Source organism: Bacillus sp. 95MFCvi2.1 (genome assembly GCF_000374965.1).
Lineage (GTDB): Bacteria > Bacillota > Bacilli > Bacillales > Bacillaceae_G > Bacillus_A > Bacillus_A pseudomycoides.
Map to the genome: position 1 here is coordinate 57,369 of NZ_KB895708.1, position 21,806 is coordinate 79,174.

Consider the following 21,806-nt stretch of genomic DNA (forward strand, 5'->3'; position numbering starts at 1 on the left):
CGAAATTTTTATATCAACCTTTAAAAAATTTCGGGGTGGGAATCGAACCCACTAGAACCAGTCTATAACGCTGGTGGCGCACCATTTGCCTTCCCCATTCATCAATTTGAAATGAAAAATCACGACACAAATTGATTATGGTTTCATTCAGTTTATAATCGTATAATACTTTATCTAGTCAAAAAAATAAACTAGTTTTTTTTATTTTTTTTGTAAATTATTTTTCCATCAATCATAGTTAGTACGGGCTTGGCTAAGTAATGAAATGGGTGATGTGTCCATAATACAAGATCGGCATCTTTTCCAACTTCAATACTTCCAATTCTTTTCTCTAAACGTAAGTTTCGAGCGGGAATGATTGTAACTCCTTCTAATGCAATTTTTTCATCTAATCCTTCCCTGACAGCGATGGCTGCACAAACATTTAAATATTGAATGGGAGTATAGGGATGATCTGTTGTAATCGAAACTTCTATCCCATGCTTTGATAAAGTATGGTAAGTATCCCATGATTTATTTTTTAGTTCAATTTTTGATCGGCGTGTTAATGTCGGACCAACAGATATTTTTAAATTTTGATTGGCAAGTTCTTTTACAATAAAATGTCCTTCTGTGCAGTGTTCAATACGTAAATCAAGATTGAATTCTTTTGCAAAGCGAAGAGAGGAAAGAATGTCATCTGCCCGATGAGCATGAATACGTACTGGAATTTCTCGGTGCAAAGCTTTTAGAATAGGGAGCATTCGAAAATCTGCTTCGTTTCCATAATGTTGTGCTTCGTAAAAAGATTCACGAAGCAATCCCATAATCCCCATACGAGTAATCGATTCTTTTGTGCCATTACTATGAACTCGTTTTGGATTTTCTCCAAATGCAATTTTTAATCCAGCAGGTTCTTGAATAATCATATGATCGATACAAGTTCCGGCAGTTTTAATCACACATGTTGTCCCGCCAATAATATTTTGACTTCCAGGCATAACGTGGGCAGTTGTAACCCCATTTTGAACCGCATCTTGAAAAGCAATATCAAAAGGATGGATACCATCTAAAGAACGAATATGTGGTGTTAATACTTCAGATGTTTCATTGGCATCATTTCCAGCCCATCCAGTCCCTTCATCGTATAAGCCGAGATGAGTATGCACATCGATAAATCCTGGTAAAAGGTGAAGGGCTCTTGCATCAATAACAGTCATATCTTGAGTGGGCTCAATATGTGGTTTTATCGCAGCGATTTGATTGTGTTTAACCAATACATCTCCTTGAAATTTGGAAGAAGTAATGGGATATACAATGGCCTGCTTAAATAGCGTTTTCATAGATACCTCATTTCCATTGGCTAATAACCTTTAAATTAGTAAATAGAACAATTTTAATGGGTTTATTTCAGAAGTACTACAGTGTATGCAATATAATATTTTGTAATGCAGGGTTTAATGTAGGAAAAGAATATTGGTATCCGTGCTGTATTGCTTTGTTAGGCAATACATGTTGTCCTTGTAGCACAAGCATACTCATTTCTCCAAGTAAAGCATGTAGTGCAAATACTGGAACGGGAAGCCAATGTGGGCGATGCATGATAAATGAAAGTGTCTTTCCAAACTCTTTCATTGTTGTAGGATTTGGTGCTGTAATGTTAAGAGGGCCTTCTATTTCTTTTGTGTCTATTGCAAAATCAATCATGCGGATGACATCATCTAGATGAATCCAAGACAGCCACTGATTACCTGAACCGATTGTGCCACCAATAAATAATTTGTAGGGAAGCAACATTTTAGGAAGGGCACCACCCTCTTTTCCTAAAACAATTCCAAAGCGTGTATAGACGGTTCGAATTCCGAGAGAAGTTGCATGAGAGGCGGCTTTTTCCCATAGTTTTACTGTAGTTGCTAAAAAGTCACTGCCATGTTCTTTGTTCTGTTCTGTAAAAATTTTTGTTCCAGATGTACCGTAATAGCCAATTGCGCTAGCGTTAATAAAAGTATGGGGCTTATTTGGTAATGTTTGTAATTGTTTGATGAGACTATTTGTTGTATGAAGACGACTCGTTATAATGTTTTCTTTCTGCTTCTTTGTCCATCGACCGTTATTAATAGATTCTCCAGCTAGATTAACAACAACATCGATAGAGGTGAGAGGGAATTTAGGTGAGCATTTATCCCATTGGACGTAGTGAATGTTAGAGTTGAAAGGTGTCTCTTTTTTTTCTCGGGTAAGAATGTAAATGGTGTACCCTTTTAGGCTTAAAAAAGTAGCTAATGCTTTACCGATAAAACCAGTGCCCCCAGAAATTGCAATTTTCAACTGAACTTCCTCCTCATTATATATATTCATGAAAAGCAAAATTGTTCCGCAACTATGTTAAAATAGTAGCGGGGTGAAGAATATGGCTGTCATTACAAAAATAGAAGTACAAAAACGAACGAAAGAACGATTTAATATTTATATTGATAAAGGACAAGGTGAAGAATACGGATTTAGTGTGAATCAAGTAACCTTAATCAAGCACGGTTTGCAAAAGGGTTTAGAAATCGATGAAGTAGAGTTAGCAAATATTTTATACAATGAAGAAGTACAAAAAGCATATTTGCAAGCAATTTCTTATTTATCCTATCAAATGCGGACGAAACAGGAAGTAGAAGAATACTTACGAAAAAAAGAAATTGGACAAGCCGTCATCTCTGAAGTTATTTCGAAATTATTACATGATCACTATATTAATGATAAAGAGTATGCCATTTCGTATGTGCGAACTCATAGTAACGTGAACCAAAAAGGACCGACAATTATTAGACGAGAACTTTTTAGTAAAGGTGTCCAAGATATAATTATTACTCATAGTTTACAAGAGTATCCGAAAGAGAAGCAAATTGAAAATGCTTTTGAGCTTGTAGAAAAAAAGAAAAAGTCCTATCAAAAGCATTCTTTTTTACAAATGAAACAAAAGCTAGAAGAAATGTTAGTCCGTAAAGGATATAATCGTGATGTAATTCAAATTTGTCTAGAAGAATTAAAAGAGGAAAAGGATGATACGCAGCAACAAGCTGCATTGTTATATCATGGAAATAAGTATCATGAGAAGCATAAAAAGCATGATGGATGGACATATGAAAATAAGATGAAACAAGCATTATATCGAAAAGGATTTTCTATTGATGAGATAGAGACATTTTTACAAATGAAACGTGAAGAGGGATGAGAGAATATGATGAATATGCCAAAACGTTATAGTGATATGACACCACATGAGTTAAGAGAGGAAATTGGCATTTTAAAAGAACAGGCTGTGAAAGCAGAGCAGCTTGGTATAGTAAATGAGTTTGACGTATTAATGAGAAAAATGGCAATGGCTCGTGCTTATATGACAGATATAAACGCATTTCAGATTGGTGAAATGTATGAACTTATAGAAGAACCGGGTGTCTTCTTTACGATTACGTATTTCAATGGGGTATTTGCTTGGGGACATAAACAAAATGAGACAGAGGAAATTGGTATTCCTATTTCGCTATTACAAGAGAAATAAAAAACCAGAGAGCCTTAGCTGCTCTGGTTTTCATTTTTCGTAGTTGTTAAAGGAGATAGGCAATTAAATTTGGCGTTTTCTCATCTCATTCGCCAAAATAATGAGAGACTGGTTTTGCTGCGTCTGTCCATTTACTTGCGCTTTTGCATGTTTCGGACGTGCCCAGGTAGGGTTGAATAATTCAGAACGACGATCTAAATGATTACGGTAGCTCATCTTTATCACCTCATGTAGGAAGTTAATTGCAATAACTCTTTAGAACGGACTATTGTTTTTACTCTTCCTGATGATTTGCGGCACGCATACGTTCCTGTGGGTGCGTGTTAATTGTGCCGTTAGGTCTTTTCGAAGCAAAACGAGCTTTTGCTTTCGTTGGACCATCGATTTTGCTGTTGTTTTTTGATTCAGACCAAAATTCGGCTTGTCTACCCAAGAAGAACGCCCCCTCATTATTAAATGATACTTACTAAGAAGTATCATTAATAGAATGTGCAAAATAGAGAAAATTATGCTTGAACATAAAATGAAACTTCTGTTGGCGATGGAAGAAGTTCATGAATGCGTGTATCCTTTTGTTCATTTATAATTTTGATGTGGTAATGAGGTTTGGAAATAAAGTACGAAATTAATAAAAGGAGAAATAAATAATGAATGATAAGTATGAAGTATTAACAAAAGAATTACTTGAAAAAAATAGCTTTCTGTCTTATTCTCAGGCTCGTGCATGGATTGAGTTATTATGGGAGGACTTCCAAGTAACGTATGCAAAGTCTGGTCGTTATCAAGGTGAAGAGATGACGGAACAAATTGTAAGAACATGGATTAATAACCATGGTGAACGCCTTCATGAAATCCGCACGAATAATCCGAAATATAGTCATTTAATTAATCAAGATGATCATTTAAAGCATTAAAAAAGCGACCGAAGTTGGTCGCTTTTTTTAATGCGGAATCAATTCCAATTTTTTACGAAGCTTTTCTTCACTAAAAATCCATCCAGTATAGGAACTAATAATATTTAAATTTTGATCCAGTTGGACAATTGCAACGAATGGGTAATAGTCTTTACTACGGTACCGTAAATCGATAAAACGCACTTCATAATAGTTGTCGTAATCAAAAATATCCCAGCGGTATACGGGTGAAAAAGATAAAAAAGCAGAAATGTTTTCATCTTTTTGTGCAGCTCGCATAATTTTATTATCTGGAAGTGGAATACGATTAAATTTATCATGCACCATAATATGGCCGCGGTGCCAACGCGCAACATAATAGTGTTTTTTTGTTACAATAGCCAAATGATAGTGATAAAAGCGATAAGAAGGAGAAATAATGACTTCCTCTACATCTTCAAATCGTTTGTAAACTACACTTTTTACATTTTGTCTCATTACAATTCGACCGACATAGTAGACAAACATTAATATATATGCAGCTAAAGCAGTATATCCTTTATGGGAGCCAACAACCATACAAGCGATAGCGAGTATATGGATAAAGAAAATAACAGCATCAAATGTATTAATTACACCTAATGCAACCCACCTTTTTGTAAAAGGCCTCAACGCTTGTGTACCATAGGCGTTAAAAATATCAACAAACACGTGAAGAAAGACGGCGATAAATGACCAAAGTAGTAGATGAAAATAGGGAGCTTCTGTAAAGAAGGCAAAGGAAATTCCGCTTATAAGGAAAGACCAGAGAATAACAGCAGGAATGGAATGAGTAACCCCGCGATGGTTTCGTATATATTTTGCATTATTACGTAATTTTAAGACGGTATCAATATCAGGAATATTGGAGCCAGCGATCGTTGCAAGCATAACAGCTTGTGGTCCGAAATCACTCTGGCTAATGGCTGGATCTAACGTTGCTAAACCACCTAATGTGACGCCCATAACAAGGTGAGTGGCCGTGTCCATGAAAATACACCTCCGTTTTTTATTAATGTAACTCTTTTTATTCGATATCTCAAGGCATTTGCCTTCTATTTCCTATATCATCTTACTTAAATTTTTTCCTAAAATCTTTATAATAGTACGTATATGCAAAAAATGAGGGGGATCAAGTTTGGCACTTGAAATATTAGATGATTTTAACATAGAGAAGTTTCAACATGATTTAATTAGTTGGTTTGAAAAAGAACAGCGTGATTTACCTTGGCGTAAAAATAAAGATCCGTATCGCGTTTGGGTTTCTGAAATTATGTTGCAGCAAACAAGAGTGGAAGCTGTAAAACCATATTACGCAAATTTTATGGGAAAGTTCCCAACGTTAGAAGCGTTGGCATCGGCAGATGATGAAGAGGTATTAAAAGCATGGGAAGGCCTCGGTTATTATTCTAGAGCGCGGAATTTACATGCAGCGGTGAAGGAAGTAAAAGAAGTATATGGTGGGAAAGTACCAAGTGATGTGAAAAAAATTGAAAAATTAAAAGGTGTTGGTCCATACACAAAAGGTGCAATTTTAAGTATTGCATACGGTATACCAGAGCCAGCTGTAGATGGAAATGTAATGCGTGTTTTATCCCGTATATTATCGGTTTGGGATGATATTGCGAAACCTAAGACGCGAAAAGTATTTGAAGAGATTGTACGTGAAATCATTTCAAAGGAAAATCCATCTTATTTTAATCAAGGCTTAATGGAGCTAGGTGCGCTCATTTGTATTCCGAAAAATCCAGCTTGTTTACTTTGTCCAGTTCGGGAACACTGTCGTGGTTATGCAGAAGGTGTACAGAAAGAGTTACCAGTCAAAAGTAAGGCGAAAGCTCCTAAAATGGTGCCACTTGTTGCGGGTGTGCTGCAAACAGAAGATGGAAATTATGTAATTAACAAAAGATCGAGTACAGGATTACTTGCAAATATGTGGGAATTCCCAAATGTTGAAATTAGCGAAGGGATTCGAAATCAGAAACAACAGCTTACTGATTATATGAAAGAGAACTTTTCCATTTCTATTTCTATCGATGAGTATGCAATGAATGTGCAACATACTTTTACTCATCGGACATGGGATGTATTTGTATTTTATGGGAAGGTAACAAGTGCTATTAAAGAAACAGATACATTAAAAGTTGTATCTAAAGAAGAATTTGAAAAATTACCTTTTTCTAAATCGCATCGTATGATTTATGAAGAATGTGTTAAAAAACTTCAGCCTTAATGGTTGAAGTTTTTTCGACATAAACATAATAATTACTTACAAATATTTCATATTCCCTTAACAAATGACAAATACAATGAAAGTTGTAATGAAAAATTTAAAGGGGGATAGGAAATGCTTAAAAAAGTAATCAGTTCAGCAGTTGTAGCGACTTTCTTACTTCAAACGTTAACTGGGCCAGGCCATGTTACTTTTGCTGAGGAGAAGGAACAAAATCAGCACACTCTCATTTCAGAAGTACATTATACGGATGATCTGAGCTATATCGAATTGTATAACCCATCAGCGAAAGTTATGGATATGAAGAATGTTCAACTGAAGGTCAATGGAAAAGTGCTAAAACTTAAAGATGAAAATGAAAAGCAATCTGTACAACCAAAAGAAACGAAGTTAATCGTATTTGGAAATAAAACAGTTAATGAGATTAATGAGCGCTATAAGACGGAAATAAAAGAAGAACAAGTTTTATTTGCTACTGAGGATTTAAGTGATAAACAAATTAGGATTGAAGTAACGACTGAAAAAAATGAAACGGTAGATGTCATTGAAACAAGAAAAGAGAATAAAGATGTATCCATTCATTCTTTTTGGAATGAAACAAAGAAAGAAATGAAAAATGAAATACCATCACCTGGGACTTACACTGTATTCCAATCGCATAAAAAAGAAAATCCACCTACAGAACCCACACAAAAAGAGGCAGTCCAGCCAGACTCCAAACAACTAGAGCCTGCACAACCAAACTCCAAAGAAACGATAGAAAAGCAGCCTGCACAAAAAGATAATAATCAAAAAGAAAAGTCATTACAAGAAACAGCGTATGTACCTAAAATGAAAATTAATGCACATGAAGATTTACCGATTGAACTTCAGTTAGCAAGTGTATACGATAAGGCAAAAATAAACCTTGTATATCGTAGTGCGTCCGGTTTGGTAGTGAAAAAACTGGAAATGAACAAAGGTGAGAATAATTTGTATTCTACTGTTGTTCCAAAGCTAGATGTTTGGTCTGATACGTTTACATATTGGTTTGAAATTGAACAGGATGGAAAGATTATTACCTTTCCAGAAAAAGAACAATATGTAAGTACTGTTGAACGTCATGTAGAGGATTATACAAAGAATAGGGCAGTTATGATTACTGAACTAATGCCAGACACGATAAATGTGAACGGGAAAGATGGATATGAGTTTATAGAAATATACAATAATTCTAGTGAAGCAATACAATTGAAAGATTATAAACTTATTTATAAGTATTCAGAAACTGGAAGTGAAGATTGGAATTTTACAGAAAATGCAACAATTCCATCAAAAGGAACGAAAGTGTTTTGGATTAAAAATGAAGGAAACGCAGCATTATCAAAACAAGACTTTATTCAAGCATACGGCGGGAATATAACCGAAGAACAAGTTCTTCCACTTAAAGTGGATGGAATGTCTAATAGCGCTGGGAGAACCATTCAATTTGCTGATCAGTACGGAACAGTTTTATCATCTGCAACATATGGGAAAGAGGATGTAAAAGTTGGTCAGAGTATGGCGTATGCATACAAAACCGAAAGTACTGAAATGCAAAAAGTAGGTTGGTTTGAAAAAGGAACACCTGGTGTGCAAATACCATTTCAAGTACCGCTAGAGCCAGTAAAGCAATCAGATCAAGTAGGCGTTGCGATTGAGCATACGGCATTACCTGCTCATATAGTAACAGAAGATTTAACTATCACTGCAACGATTAAGGGAGGAGAGAATGTAGCAGTTTTATATACCCAAGATGGCAAGTTAGCACACAAAAAATTGCAGATGAATAAAGAAGGAAATAGCGATATTTATAAGGTGACAATTCCTCAAAAAGAGCTATGGGGAAATTCATTATTCTATAAAATTGTCGTGCAAGGGAATCAAGAAACAATTGAAAAATCTTATGAAACAAAAATAGAGCATAAAAAAATAGAACCACAAAGCGTACCGCCGTTGTTGATTACCGAAGTGACGCCGGACACGACGAATGTTGGGAAAGCAGATGGATATGAATTTATTGAAGTGTATAACAATAGCACACAAGATCTTAATTTTAAGGATTATACAATTCGATATCGTTATCCATCTGAAGGACCAGAAGGTGATCTCATTTGGGGATCTACTCCAGATGATGTTGTAATTCCATCAGGGCAGTCTCTCGTATTTTGGATTATAAATGGTGAAAACAATGAGAAAACCGTTGCTGACTTTAATAAACAATTTGGTGTGAACTTAGTAGAAAATAAAAATATTGTTAGAATATATTCAAATGGAATGGCGAATGGAAGTGCACGTGGTATTGTCGTTGCAACAAAGACGGGGACAGAAATTGCATCTGCTTACTACAATGATCAAGCAAACCAAGCTGATGTGAAAGCTAATAAGGGAATTTTATATCGCTATCCTCAAGATGGCTCGCAAATTATGCAAAAGATTAGTAGTGCAGAACATAATGCATCTCCTGGAACTATATTCGAAGGACAAGTACCAGCTGAACGAGTTGCTTTGAAAGAGGATACGATTGCGCCGACGATTTCACATAAAGCAGCAGAAGGACTAGTTTCTGAATTTCAAGATCATAAACTGAGTTTTTCCGTTCTTGATAACGAACGAGTTAAGAGTGTAAAATTATATTACAAAACGAATCCGAATACAGAATATAAAGCTGAAAATTTAGTAGAGGATCGTGTAGATAAAAAATATCATTATACCATTTATTCACCTGAATTAATTGGAAAAGAGAAAGTGACATATTACTTGGAAGCTTCTGATGGCTTCAATGTAGTAAAAAGTGATATGTATTCAGTGCAAATAGCTGGAGAGAAAGATAAAGGACCTCTTCGTCTTAATGTAAAAGATGATGAAGTGGTTGCAAATCAAGTTTTATTAAAAGGAACCTCTTCGTCGGTTGGGGCTGAACGACTTTCTCTTTTAGTGGACGGAAAGAAAGTTGAGACGAACACATATCGTTCGTTAGAGAAGCCTGCTTATTTTGCTTTCGATGTGAAGCAAACTGACTTGTATTTTAAAAACGCAGTCACAATTGAAGATGAGGTATTACGTATATTTGATGATACGTATAGTGATTATGTCACATTAACTGTAAAAATTGATCAATCAAAAATTAAATATAATGAGCCGTTCAAAATTGATATTCGATCTGGCACAAAGACGTCACCATTTGACAATCGAGTTGAAGAGAATAAAGATGATTTTTATTTAAAAAATGTTCGCCTTGTATTAGCGGATGGAACGACTTTATATGATCCGAATTTTGCAAATCCAAATCAGGAGTTATCAATTGGTGATGGAGATACATCAACACCAGTATTTACGTTTGGATTCCAAGTTCCAGAAGAAAAGTTTATTTCGAATGCATATTTATGGGATACAAAACAAGTGAAGGATGGAAAGCATCGAATTGCAGTGCAAGATGGTGTGAATAAAGAAGTCGTTGCAAATGTAAAAGTTGATAATACACCACCAAAGATTTCAACTACGGTACAGAACGAGAAAAAATATAAAGGGAAAATTCCAATTGATGTAACAGTTACAGATGATATAGCAGGAGTGAAAAGTAAAAAAGTTATATTGGATGGCAAGGAAATTGTAACTCCATATGAAACATCATCTGCACAATTAGCAGCAGGAAAGCATGAGTTACATGTAGAGGCTGAGGATCAGGTAGGAAATCGTGAAGAAAAGACAATTATGTTTGAAACTTGGGCTGAAAATCCAACAGATCCTACTCCAATTGCACCTAAAGATGGAGAAAAAAATGTGAGCACGAATCCGACACTTGAAGCAAAAGTAACTGATCCAACAAATGACGCAATGAAGGCAATATTTTATAAAGGGTATACATATAAGCCGAATGAAACGGATCGTATGAAAATTACCGAAAATTCGATAGAACAAGAACCACCACAAGCTTTTGCTGTGAATGGTGAGAAAAGTTTTGACCAAGATCAGCTAAGTAAAGTTAGTAAAAAAGATGGGAAATATTATACAACGGAATCAACAGAGAAATTTCCATATCATCGTTTTGATGTAACGGTTGCTGATGATGTGAAAAACGATGATACGGTAGAAGTAAAATGGTATGGACATTCTCTAGAAGAAAGAAAAGTTACGATGTATGCTTGGAACTACATGACAAATAAGTGGACAGAACTTACATCGAAAATTGCTGGGGATAAGGACTTTGAATTAAAAGGTGCTGTATTAGCGAAAGAATATGTAAAAGATCAAAAAGTAAGTGTAATTGTGCAAGACCAAATTCCAAGTTCACCAAATAAGTTTGATTACACATTTGTATGGATGTCGGATACACAGTATTACTCTGAAAGTTATCCCTATATTTACAAAAGCCAGGTTGACTGGATTGCTGCACAAAAAGATCCATTAAATATTAAATATGTATTCCATACAGGGGATCTTGTTGATAAGTCATATCAAGAATTTCAATGGCAGCGCGCAGATGAATATATGAAAGTACTTGAGAATGCGAAAGTACCGTATGGTGTGTTGGCCGGGAATCATGATGTAAATCATAAAGATGAAGACTATACAGCATACTCGAAATATTTTGGGGATTGGCGTTTTAAAGATAAGCCATTTTATGGCGAAAGTTATAAGGATAACCGCGGACATTATGATTTGATTTCAGTAAAAGGCAACGATTTTATTATGCTGTATATGGGATGGAGCGTTACAGATGAAGATATTCAATGGATGAAGGAAGTATTGCAGAAATATCCGAATCGAAAAGCGATTTTATCATTCCATGAATATTTACTTGTATCAGGCAATCGTAGTCCGATTGGTGACAAAATTTTTAATGAAGTAGTTAAACCGAATAAGAATGTGTTAGCTGTGTTGAGTGGACATTATCATGATAGTGAGACATTAGTTGATGAAATTGATGATAATGGGGACGGCATCGTAGATCGTAAAGTATATCAAATGCTGGCGGATTATCAAGGTGGTCCAGAGGGTGGACAAGGATATATGCGACTTTTACAATTTGATACAACTGCGAACAAAATGTATGTCAAAACGTACTCTCCATATTTAAATGAGTATAATTTTTATAAACCAGAAGAGTATCCAGGAAAAGATGAATTTGAATTAGACATTGATTTAAAACCTGCGATAAAACAAGTCGCAACAGACTATGTAGAAGTAAACGTGTACACGAATGAAGTAATCGGTAAAGATAATTTTGTGGCGAATTGGCGCAACGCAAAGGTAAAATGGGAGAATTTAAAGGAAAATACGACGTATCAATGGTATATAAAAGTCGAAGACCGATATGGTGGTCAAGTGACTTCACCAGTTTGGTCCTTTACAACAGGTAAAAAAGGTTGGAGATGGAGCGTGTTCCCAAATTAGGGAACACGTTTTTAGTCATAAGAAACTTTTGTACTGTGCGTCCAATCCGCGTCGCTTCTTTGAAGACCACCTCGAGATTCGATCTCTTTTATAATTTCTTTGTAAATCGTTTGGCCTTCTACGTTTAAATAAGGCATGATTTGTTGCAAGGAATGGTGAAAATAAGCTAATTCATCTTGTTTCCATTCTTCTTTCGAAATCATAGATAGTTCTGTCATATCGCGTCCAATGTACATGTGTACACCTCCATCATATGTAGTTTGAATGAGCCTAGGGAGATGTATGCGTAAATTAAAAAATAAAATTGCGGATATCTTTTGAAAGGGTTGGTTACATTATTGATTGTGGAGGTGAGAAAGATGAGTAAAAAACAACAAGGTTATAACAAAGCAACTTCTGGTGCTAGCATTCAAAGTACAAATGCTAGCTATGGTACAGAGTTTGCAACTGAGACAAATGTACAAGCAGTAAAACAACAAAATGCACAATCAGAAGCGAAAAAAGCACAGGCTTCTAGCGCTGGTGTTCAAAGTGCAAATGCTAGCTACGGCACAGAGTTTGCAACTGACACAGATGTGCAAGCAGTGAAACAACAAAATGCACAATCAGCAGCAAAAAAATCACAATCTTCTAGCACGAATCAATAACAAAGAAAAACACTTCTCGATTCAAGAGAAGTGTTTTCTTTGTTTGGTAATGTGATTATGACAGGGGGAAAATTACTAGTGATAGTTTAAGGTCGATTGCTTTAAGAATTTTGTTGAGGGAGCCGACATAACTTCTAATAAGTCAACAAATGTAGTCAAAGGAGAAGGAGATAGGACATTAGAAAATATTTAGTAGCGATGTATCCTGTATGAATAGATGTTGAAATTTATTAAAAACAGGGGGTAAATAATGAATTCATTTGATAAGTTGGTAGGAGAACAATTGCAAACAATGGATGAGTTGTTGAAATTACAAGCGCATTTAGAGAAGTACCAACAGATCGAAACAAGTGAACAAGAAAAAGATGATAAAAAAGAGTTGCATTTTATTCGTCAAGAAATACACAAAACGGAACAAGCATTGAAGCTTTTGCATGAAAAATTTGAGCAACAAACAAATGAAGTGATTCACTCTTTTGAAACTGAAAAAATAATTTCTAACTAAAGAAGTGATGTATCCGGATGCTTTAGTTGGAAAAGCCCTTTCTTAATTTATGAAAAAGGGCTTTTTGTCGCATCAGGATTTGTCAATGGAGAGTAATAATGTTTTACGAAAGCTGGATTGTGTCGGTTTAGTTTTAAAATTTTGACAAAAAAGTTATAATAGAAAAAAAGTGAATTCGGCTCAATACGTTTTTAAAAGGAACGATACTAGTTGGGACAACTTTAGAAGAGCATTCACAGTGAAAGAAGGGAGAACGTATGGGATTTCCCAAAGAAGGAGAAAAAATACAAATACATAGTTATAAACATAATGGTTTCATTCATAGAATGTGGGAAGAAACTACAATTTTAAAAGGGACACAAAGTCTTGTAATTGGTGCGAATGATCGGACTGTAGTAACCGAATCAGATGGTCGAACATGGATTACGCGTGAGCCTGCAATTTGTTATTTTCATTCAAATTATTGGTTTAATGTAATCGGTATGTTAAGAGAAGAGGGAGTGTATTATTATTGTAATTTAAGCTCTCCGTTTGCATATGACTTTGAAGCATTAAAGTATATTGATTATGATTTGGATATTAAGGTATATCCAGATATGACATATACACTTTTAGATGAAGATGAGTATGAAAAGCATAGTCAGATGATGAATTATCCTCCAGTAATTGATACGATTCTAAAAAGAAATGTAGAGTATTTAACGCAGTGGATTCATCAAAGAAAAGGACCATTCGCGCCAGATTTTGTAGATATGTGGTATGAACGATATTTAATGTATAGAGATTAGAACAAACCTGCAGGGGTTTTCCCGGCAGGTTTGTCCTATTAAGGGGGGATCATATGAGAGGAATAAATCGATACTTACAATTTGTAAAACCATATCGATGGCTTATTACAATTACAATTATTATTGGACTCATTAAGTTTGGTATTCCGCTTATTATGCCGTGGTTATTAAAGTATATTATTGATGATGTCATTCAAGGTGGTGGATCACTTCAGGAAAAAACATCACAATTGATAACAGCAATCGGGATTGCCTTTTTTATTTTTGGTGTACTGAGACCACCAGTTGAATATTATCGTCAATATTTTGCACAGCGTATTGGTAATACAGTACTTTACGACTTACGAAAACATATTTTTGGTCATCTGCAAAAGTTAAGTTTACGCTACTATTCAAATACAAAAACAGGTGAAATTATTTCGCGTGTAATCCATGATGTAGAGCAGACGAAGGATTTTGTTATTACAGGACTTATGAATGTCTGGCTTGATACAGCTACAATTTTTATTGCAATTGTAGTTATGTTTTCTATGAATATAAAATTAACGCTTGTTGCATTGTTAATTTTGCCGATTTATGCAGTTGCAGTGAAATATTTTTTCGGGCGTCTTCGTAAATTAACGAGAGAGCGTTCACAAGCATTGGCAACGATGCAAGGTTATTTACATGAGCGTATCCAAGGGATGCAAGTGACGCGTAGTTTTGCATTAGAAGAGTATGAAAAAGGGCAGTTTGAAAAGAAAAATAATGATTTTTTAACAAAGGCATTAACACATACAAGCTGGACAGCACGGACATTTTCTACAGTGAATACGTTAACGGATTTAGGACCGTTACTTGTTATTGCGTTTGCGGCATATGAAGTGATTCAAGGCTCTTTAACACTTGGAACGATGGTTGCTTTTGTTGGCTATATGGATAGTTTATATAGTCCATTACGCCGCCTTGTTAACTCTTCTACAACACTCACACAATCATTTGCATCAATGGATCGAGTGTTTGAACTGTTAGATGAAAAGTATGATATTGTAAATACTCCAAATGCAATTGAAGCAAAAAAGCTTTCTGGTGAAATTGTATTTGATCAAGTTTCCTTTCGGTATAATACTGATGAAAAAGATGTACTACATGACCTTTCTTTCTCAATTCGTTCTGGAGAAAAAATTGCCCTCGTTGGAGCGAGTGGAGGTGGAAAGTCATCCTTAGCTAGTTTAATTCCAAGATTTTATGATGTTTCTAGCGGTGCGATTTATGTAGATGGTGTGAATGTGAGAGAGTATAATGTAAGAAATTTACGTAGTCATATCGGTATTGTCTTGCAAGATAATCTGTTATTTAGTGATACGATTCAATCTAATATTTTATATGGAAATCCGAAAGCAACGAAAGAGGAAGTTATTGCGGCTGCAAAAGCAGCGCAGATTCATAATTTTATTATGAATCTACCAGATGGATACGATACAGTTGTGGGAGAAAGAGGCGTAAAGTTGTCTGGTGGACAAAGACAGCGTGTAGCGATTGCACGTGTCTTCTTGAAAAATCCTTCTTTACTTATATTAGACGAAGCAACATCGGCTTTAGACTTAGAGAACGAAAGACATATTCAAGAGGCTCTTCAAACATTAGCTGCGGACCGTACAACAATAATCATTGCTCATAGATTGGCAACTATTACACATGTGGATACGATCATATATATCGAAGATGGTGAAATAAAAGAAAAGGGTTCTCATGAACAATTAATGCAAAAACGAGGATTTTATTATGATTTATATCAAATTCAACATATAGAAGAAAAAGCCCCTTTGGCGTAAAGGGGCTGTTTTTTCATTCATCTTCTTTTTTTTCATCAATTTGTAGTTCGTCTTCGGGTTTGTGATACGTATAAAAACTATCTACAAGTAAATCTAAATGTTCAACTTCTTCACTGTAATTAATAATTGAAGAAATAAGAGGGAAGAGATGTAACCATATTTTATATGATTCTTCATTATCTTTATTTTGATAGTCCATAAATATATCGATTAATTCCTGCTTACCAGTTTCTACTTCATCAAGCATCTCAACAGACTGTTGTTTTTTCGCTTTGCCAATAAATTTTAACAAAACTTGTTCATGATAGTGTGTTAATGAATCTAATTCATTTTGAATGGATTCTTGAAATGGTTCAGGCATATATCGTAATTCGTTTTCAGTGCGATGTAATGCTTTTAATGTACTTAATGCACGACTCGTTGTTGCTAACATTTGTCTAAATAAGACGAGCTTACGAATTTTTGCAAATTGTACTTTTTTCGTATAGCTTCTTTCTTCTTTGTAAAGTAAGTAGTAATGATTTAATTTAATCATTTTTTCTTTCATACGATCAATATCTGTTTTTAGTGTTGTAAAATCAGAAGCTTGCCTGCTGTTCATACGAATCCATTTCACAATTTCTTCGGTGTTATCAACGATACGATGATATAGTTTTGTTTCGTATTTTGGCGGCATAAACATTAAATTTACAAGTGAAGCCGCGACAATACCGACCATAATGGTTGCAAAGCGAAGCAGAGCGAAGTCAAAGAAGTTTGCTCCTTGATATTCCATAATCGCAATAACCGTCACTAAAGCAATTGATATTGTATTTTCTAAACGTAATTGTAGTGTAAGAGCAATAACTAATATACAAGTTAATCCAATAATAAAAGGATTGTGTCCAAAAGCAAATGCAAATCCGATAGCGAATACTGCACCAATTACGTTTGCTTGGATTTGTTCGAGTGCTGTCAAATACGAGCGATATACAGATGGCTGTACAGCAAAAATTGCTGAAATCCCCGCAAATACTGGACTCGGTAATTGGAGCAGAGTACAAGCAAATAAAGCTAATGTAATGGCAATACCCGTTTTTAAAATGCGAGCACCAAGTTTCATACCCTTTTTAATATCCTTTCTCTCTTGTCATAATGAATGTACAACATGATACTATACATTCATTACAATATGTTAGCAAGTGATATTTTAGTGATGTTCAAAAAGTCCGGTAAAGATAGCTGTCGCGATTCTTCGTTACGTCGCCAGTCCGGTACTCATGTAGTATAAGCTACACTCCGTATCCTCCTGGCTTCCGTGCCTCAAACTGCTCGGCTCTCTTTATCCTTCTTTTTTAGTGAAAAAACCTGCTGAATTTCAGCAGGTTTTCAAATTGTTATTATAGATTACTATGTGATGCTCACTTAGTCAATTTTAAGCAAATGGAAATTATTCAGTCGAAATAGATGGATCTGCTTGCTCTTTTTTCGGAATGACTTCATAAAAGTGAGACTGAATGTCCTCTAATAATGGTGTTAAGAGAGCAGCTTCTTCATATTGTTCATGCTCCTTTAATACACGAACGTAGTCTAATAATAATTCTGTGATGTCTGATTCCCCGTTTTTGCTAAGCTCACGTAATGTTACATTCGCTCCTTTTGCAATTCTTCTTCGCAAAGCAGCTTCTGTTAAACCAAGTTTAGGTTGATGGCGTAAATAAACGACACCACCAGTCATACCTGCACAAATCCATGGGCCAGGATCACCAAGAACGAGTGCGCGACCGTTTGTCATATATTCAAAAGCAAAGCCTTTAATATTTGCATGAACACCGAGATTCCCGTGTTCTTTTTCTCGAAGTGGTTTTGTGATTCTTCCCCCGATGATCATATCTGCTCCAGATAAGCGGATGCCAGCACGTGCATCAGCGTTACCTTGCACATATAAAGTTCCTTTTTGTGCACCATACCCGAATCCTTTTCCGACAGAACCGTTATAGTATGTTCCATCTTTTCCTCTTGCTTTTGTGATATAAATGCCACCGCCAAATGAGGTTTTTCCGATACCATCTTGTGCACCACCATTGACGTGAATAAATAAGTTTTCACTATTGTAGGCACCTAATCCGTTTCCGGGAACGGAGCCATTTGTGTATTTTAGTGTAATTGGTTCCAGCGTATTGTTGTCATATAATTTACTGCGGACTCGGTAGCATGATTCAAGACCACCCATTACGCGTTGATCCACACCAACACCAACTAGCTCTTTTGATTGGAAAGAATCAGTTGTTGCATAATGTTGTTGCTGGGCTGCTCCTGTTATCATGTAGGATGTACTGTCTAATGTTTGTAATAAATTTTGTAAATCTAATAGTTCTGTGCCTCGCGTTTGTTCTAGCAAATCAGAGCGACCAACAATTTCTTGTAAGTTCGTATAACCGAGTCCACCGGTTAAACGTTTAAGTTCTGTTCCGAAAGTAGTAAATAGGTGCAATAAACCTTCTACAGCATTTTCAAATTGCCGCGGAACGAAGCGACGTAGTCCATGTTCTTTTGCCTGCGCTTCGGATTCGATTTGTGTTGCAATACCAACATGACACGTATCTAAGTGACAGCCCCGGCACGTTGTACAACCGATTGCAATCATGGATAAAGTACCGAATCCAATACGGTTTGCACCAAGAAGCATAATTTTAAGTGCATCATTTACACTGCGGACACCACCATCTGCCCAAATCTCTACGTTGTGTCTCATATTTGCTTCTAATAGAGCATTGTGTGCAGCTTTTACTCCGATTTCAACTGGAAGGCCTACATGTTGCAGTGCATGAATACGAGCGGCACCTGTTCCACCATCAAAGCCGCTAATATTAATAAAATCAGCACCAGCTTTTGCAATTCCTACAGCGATCGTTCCGATATTAGGGACAACTGGAACTTTGACCGCGACTCTTGCAAGTTGATTGGCTGTTTTAATTTCAGTAATAATTTGTGCTAAGTCTTCAATCGAGTAAATATCATGGTTATTGGAAGGAGAAATCAAGTCCGAACCAATTGTTGCATTACGAGCTTCTGCAATTTTAGAAGTTACCTTTGATCCAGGCAAATGTCCCCCTTCACCAGGTTTTGCTCCTTGACCAATTTTGATTTCAATTAAATTTGATGAATTTAACAGTTCGGCATTCACCCCAAAACGTCCTGATGCAATTTGTTGGCCGCGTGTATGTGGGTATTTACCAATCATATCTTTAATTTCTCCGCCTTCACCGTTTAAACTAATCATATTGAGACGGTCTGCCGCCTCTGCATAAGCGCGGAATGCAATTTCATTTTGGGACCCAAATGACATCGAACTAATAATAAACGGCAAGTCATGATTTTTTACGCCAATTGAAACATGCTCAGTCGGCACTGGTTGCTCTGCTTCTTTCATTTGGACAAGGTGACGAATTGCAATCGGATTCTTATCTTCTACCTCAGCTAATTTCTCCCGATAATTATCGTAAGCATTCCCTTTTGCCACATCACCAATTGCTTTCCAAATACGAGGGAATATATGAAACGTTTTTCGCATTCTAACTTTTGGGTTGTTATAATCAAGTGCCCGGACTTTAGCGTCTTCTGCTAAAGATTCAAGTGAAAATGCTACAGTACGTGATCCTAAAAAGTTTGTAATTTGTAGTATGTTTGCAATTTCTTCGTGTAAACCAATTGAAGAGAAGAGACGGCCGTAACCACGCAGTTCATGGATACCGATAGTTGAAATGACTTTTTCAAGACCTTTGTTTAGCGCTTTATATAAATTAGAAATTGGTATCGTTGTCCCATCATTTACGGTTGCGAACATTAAATATGGATTAATAACATCTGCACCTAGTCCGTACAGTGTAACAATATCGTGTAAAGAACGGAGAGCGCCGGATCTTATAACAATGGAGCATTTTCGGCGTAATTTGTGCTCAGTTAGTTCTTGATGTACTTTAGCTGTAATCAAATGTGGATCGATCCATAAGTGTTCATTTTGATGAGCTTTTGCATCATCAAGTAATAAGAGAGAAGCACCTTTTTTAATAGCTGCTGTAGCTTCGGCACTAATTCGATTTAATGCATCTTGTAAAGTTTCTGATGCTGGAAAGGAAACAGATAACTTGTAAACTGTACTATGAATTGCAAATAGATTTACAAGTTGTTCATATGAAATGATTTCTAAATCTTCTGAAATTGATTGTGCTAAATGACCTTCTAGTATAATCGGTGACAAAAGTTCGGTAACAAAAGTTTGCTGCTCACCACTAAACAAGCTAGGACGTTCTCCTAGTACTGTGCGTGTAGAGAAGTGTTCAATTTCTCGGTCGCGATCGATTGCTGGGTTTGTAACAACAGCAACACTTTCTTTTATAAAATCGGCAATGTTTCGTCTGTCTGTATCAAGTGCAGCGAGAGGGGCGTCATGGCCGAGTGAACGAATTGGTTCAACACCTTTTGTTGCCATCTGTTCAAGAAGTTGGATATGCTCGCGATCCCAGCCGAAAGCTACATATTGTTCTGTTTCAACTTGAGAGAGGTTAGATAGCCCTTCGACCTTTTCCATAGCTGGAATAGATAAGTTGAAATGATAATCTGAAAAATTAATACGTTGTTTCATGCGTTTATATACTTCTTCTTGGTATGTTTCATATTCGTAGAGAACGAGGGCACCTTGTTTATTCCACTTCAAACCTACTTTTTCTCCGGGAGCAAGTGACTTTGGTTCTGCTACATATTCAGATGGTGATACGACACCTGGTTCAGAAGAAAAGATATAGGAACTTTCTGTTTCTACTTTCCAAACTGGTCGCAAACCAAGTGAATCTACACTAAAAACAGCTTCATCTTTATAACGTGAAATAATGCCGGCCGGCCCTTGGGCGAAATGTCCCCATGCTTCACGAATATACGTATATAAATCTTGCATATGTGGCTCGTATAATTTAATCTCATTAATAATTGGTGGAAATAATACATCCATTGCTTCAAATAGACTGTAGTTGTAGTGAACGAGAAGTGTTTCTAAGGTGCGGTTTAAATCTTGAGAATCACTGCCTCCAGCAGTAAGTGGTACATCGATCATTTCGGCTTGATCACGTAACTTGGAAATTGTATTAATTTCACCATTATGTCCAAGGATGCTAAATGGTTGCACGCGAAAGAAATTAGATAATGTATTCGTAGAATAGCGATTATGTCCAAGTGTCATTGTTGATGCAATAAGTGAATGTTGTAAATCATCATAGTAGGCAACAAGTGTATCGCCAGCGCCAAGAACTTTGTATACAACATGGTCGTGGCTTAATGAAGCAACATGAATTGCTGTATTTTCTTCAATTTCAATTGTTAAAGAGAATAGTACTTGGTCGATGGCTTCATTTTTTGTTTCTGAAAGAATAGCAATTTGCCAAAATAACGGTTCTTCTTGTTTGCCAAGAGGACCAAGTGCATCAGAATTTATAACATTATCACTTTCGAAGAGAACGGTGAAATTTTTATTGTTTAATTTATTACGAATACTGTTCTTTAAAAGAGTAGGATTTTCTTTTTTGTTTAGAAAAAAATGTCCAACGATAAAGTGGGGATGGTCCACAATCGCTGGATTATATCCACTATTTTTAAATTTTTCTTTCCAAAGGGCTTTCGGTAAGTCGATATGAACACCAATACCATCGCCTTCTCCATTAATAAATCCAGCACGGTGATTCATTTTTATCAGTGATTGTATACAAAGATCGATGTTTTCTTTTGTTGGAACATTTTGTTTTTCCATAACGGAAACGATTCCACACGCATCGTGTTCTGCATTTGCGTAATTTCGAAATAAAGACGGTGTCCATTTATTTGTATTGTTAGGCATCCGTCAATCCCCCCTCTATTATAAAATTAAGAATAATCTAATTATTCAAGGTGTATACTGCCTTATAAACAACAGAA

Annotated in this window: 17 protein-coding genes; 9 read left to right on the forward strand and 8 right to left on the reverse strand. The window is 35.9% G+C overall.

The genetic code is table 11. From position 1 onward, the window contains the following. Positions 1-191 precede the first annotated feature (191 nt). Together C568_RS0121910 and C568_RS0121915 are read right to left on the reverse strand one after the other, a co-directional pair. Entirely contained in the window at positions 192-1,322 is a 1,131-nt protein-coding gene (locus tag C568_RS0121910; RefSeq protein ID WP_003194894.1) for an amidohydrolase, read from the reverse strand. A gap of 76 nt (positions 1,323-1,398) precedes the next feature. Further along, entirely contained in the window at positions 1,399-2,337 is a 939-nt protein-coding gene (locus C568_RS0121915) for a TIGR01777 family oxidoreductase (RefSeq protein WP_196813663.1), read from the reverse strand. A gap of 52 nt (positions 2,338-2,389) precedes the next feature. Here C568_RS0121915 and recX point away from each other — a divergent pair, with 52 nt between their 5' ends. Both recX and C568_RS0121925 read left to right on the forward strand, forming a co-directional pair. Then, complete coding sequence (gene recX, locus C568_RS0121920; RefSeq protein ID WP_003194898.1) at positions 2,390-3,202, forward strand: recombination regulator RecX; 813 nt, start codon at positions 2,390-2,392, stop codon at positions 3,200-3,202. Between the two features lie 9 nt (positions 3,203-3,211). Continuing rightward, the gene (locus C568_RS0121925) at positions 3,212-3,529 is read left to right on the forward strand and encodes a YfhH family protein (RefSeq protein WP_029427596.1); all 318 of its coding nucleotides are present in this window, start codon (positions 3,212-3,214) and stop codon (positions 3,527-3,529) included. Positions 3,530-3,592: 63 nt separating this feature from the next. Here C568_RS0121925 and C568_RS33440 read toward each other — a convergent pair whose 3' ends face one another. Next, on the reverse strand, positions 3,593-3,745 hold the full coding sequence (locus C568_RS33440; RefSeq protein WP_003194901.1) for a YpzG family protein: 153 nt from the start codon (positions 3,743-3,745) through the stop codon (positions 3,593-3,595). A 58-nt stretch (positions 3,746-3,803) separates the two neighbouring features. Then, positions 3,804-3,962 carry a small, acid-soluble spore protein K gene (locus C568_RS0121935; RefSeq protein ID WP_018767248.1) on the reverse strand — a complete coding sequence of 53 codons (159 nt, stop codon included), beginning with the start codon at positions 3,960-3,962 and terminating at the stop codon, positions 3,804-3,806. Between the two features lie 214 nt (positions 3,963-4,176). Here C568_RS0121935 and C568_RS0121940 point away from each other — a divergent pair, with 214 nt between their 5' ends. After that, positions 4,177-4,443, forward strand: coding sequence for a YfhJ family protein (locus C568_RS0121940; RefSeq protein WP_003194903.1), 267 nt, complete (start codon positions 4,177-4,179; stop codon positions 4,441-4,443). Between the two features lie 27 nt (positions 4,444-4,470). On the opposite strand, the gene C568_RS0121945 is transcribed toward C568_RS0121940, so the two are convergent. Further along, positions 4,471-5,451 (reverse strand): metal-dependent hydrolase, encoded by a 981-nt coding sequence (locus C568_RS0121945; RefSeq protein ID WP_018782723.1) that lies wholly within the window; start codon positions 5,449-5,451, stop codon positions 4,471-4,473. A 148-nt stretch (positions 5,452-5,599) separates the two neighbouring features. On the opposite strand from C568_RS0121945, the gene mutY reads away from it, so the two are divergent. Together mutY and C568_RS0121955 are read left to right on the forward strand one after the other, a co-directional pair. Further along, a complete protein-coding gene (mutY, locus tag C568_RS0121950; RefSeq protein WP_018782724.1) occupies positions 5,600-6,694 on the forward strand; it encodes an A/G-specific adenine glycosylase in 1,095 nt (364 codons plus the stop codon). A 114-nt stretch (positions 6,695-6,808) separates the two neighbouring features. Then, the gene (locus C568_RS0121955; protein WP_018782725.1) at positions 6,809-12,109 is read left to right on the forward strand and encodes a lamin tail domain-containing protein; all 5,301 of its coding nucleotides are present in this window, start codon (positions 6,809-6,811) and stop codon (positions 12,107-12,109) included. 11 nt (positions 12,110-12,120) lie between these two features. Here the strand turns inward: C568_RS0121955 and C568_RS0121960 are convergent, their stop codons facing one another. Further along, complete coding sequence (locus C568_RS0121960) at positions 12,121-12,345, reverse strand: hypothetical protein (RefSeq protein WP_018767252.1); 225 nt, start codon at positions 12,343-12,345, stop codon at positions 12,121-12,123. Positions 12,346-12,468: 123 nt separating this feature from the next. Here C568_RS0121960 and C568_RS0121965 point away from each other — a divergent pair, with 123 nt between their 5' ends. The 4 genes from C568_RS0121965 (at position 12,469) to C568_RS0121980 (ending at position 15,863) form a co-directional block, all read left to right on the forward strand. Then, complete coding sequence (locus C568_RS0121965; protein ID WP_018767253.1) at positions 12,469-12,756, forward strand: gamma-type small acid-soluble spore protein; 288 nt, start codon at positions 12,469-12,471, stop codon at positions 12,754-12,756. A 250-nt stretch (positions 12,757-13,006) separates the two neighbouring features. Then, positions 13,007-13,261, forward strand: a complete 255-nt coding sequence (locus C568_RS0121970) for a YgaB family protein (RefSeq protein ID WP_003194914.1) — start codon at positions 13,007-13,009, stop codon at positions 13,259-13,261. A 257-nt stretch (positions 13,262-13,518) separates the two neighbouring features. Next, complete coding sequence (ntdP, locus tag C568_RS0121975; protein ID WP_003194916.1) at positions 13,519-14,049, forward strand: nucleoside tri-diphosphate phosphatase; 531 nt, start codon at positions 13,519-13,521, stop codon at positions 14,047-14,049. 53 nt (positions 14,050-14,102) lie between these two features. Then, positions 14,103-15,863: an ABC transporter ATP-binding protein gene (locus C568_RS0121980; protein WP_006093309.1), complete on the forward strand. Its 1,761-nt coding sequence runs from the start codon at positions 14,103-14,105 to the stop codon at positions 15,861-15,863. Between the two features lie 13 nt (positions 15,864-15,876). Here the strand turns inward: C568_RS0121980 and C568_RS0121985 are convergent, their stop codons facing one another. Both C568_RS0121985 and C568_RS0121990 read right to left on the reverse strand, forming a co-directional pair. Further along, entirely contained in the window at positions 15,877-16,965 is a 1,089-nt protein-coding gene (locus C568_RS0121985) for an FUSC family protein (protein ID WP_003194921.1), read from the reverse strand. A 327-nt stretch (positions 16,966-17,292) separates the two neighbouring features. Further along, the gene (locus C568_RS0121990) at positions 17,293-21,729 is read right to left on the reverse strand and encodes a glutamate synthase-related protein (RefSeq protein ID WP_018782726.1); all 4,437 of its coding nucleotides are present in this window, start codon (positions 21,727-21,729) and stop codon (positions 17,293-17,295) included. Positions 21,730-21,806 lie beyond the last annotated feature (77 nt).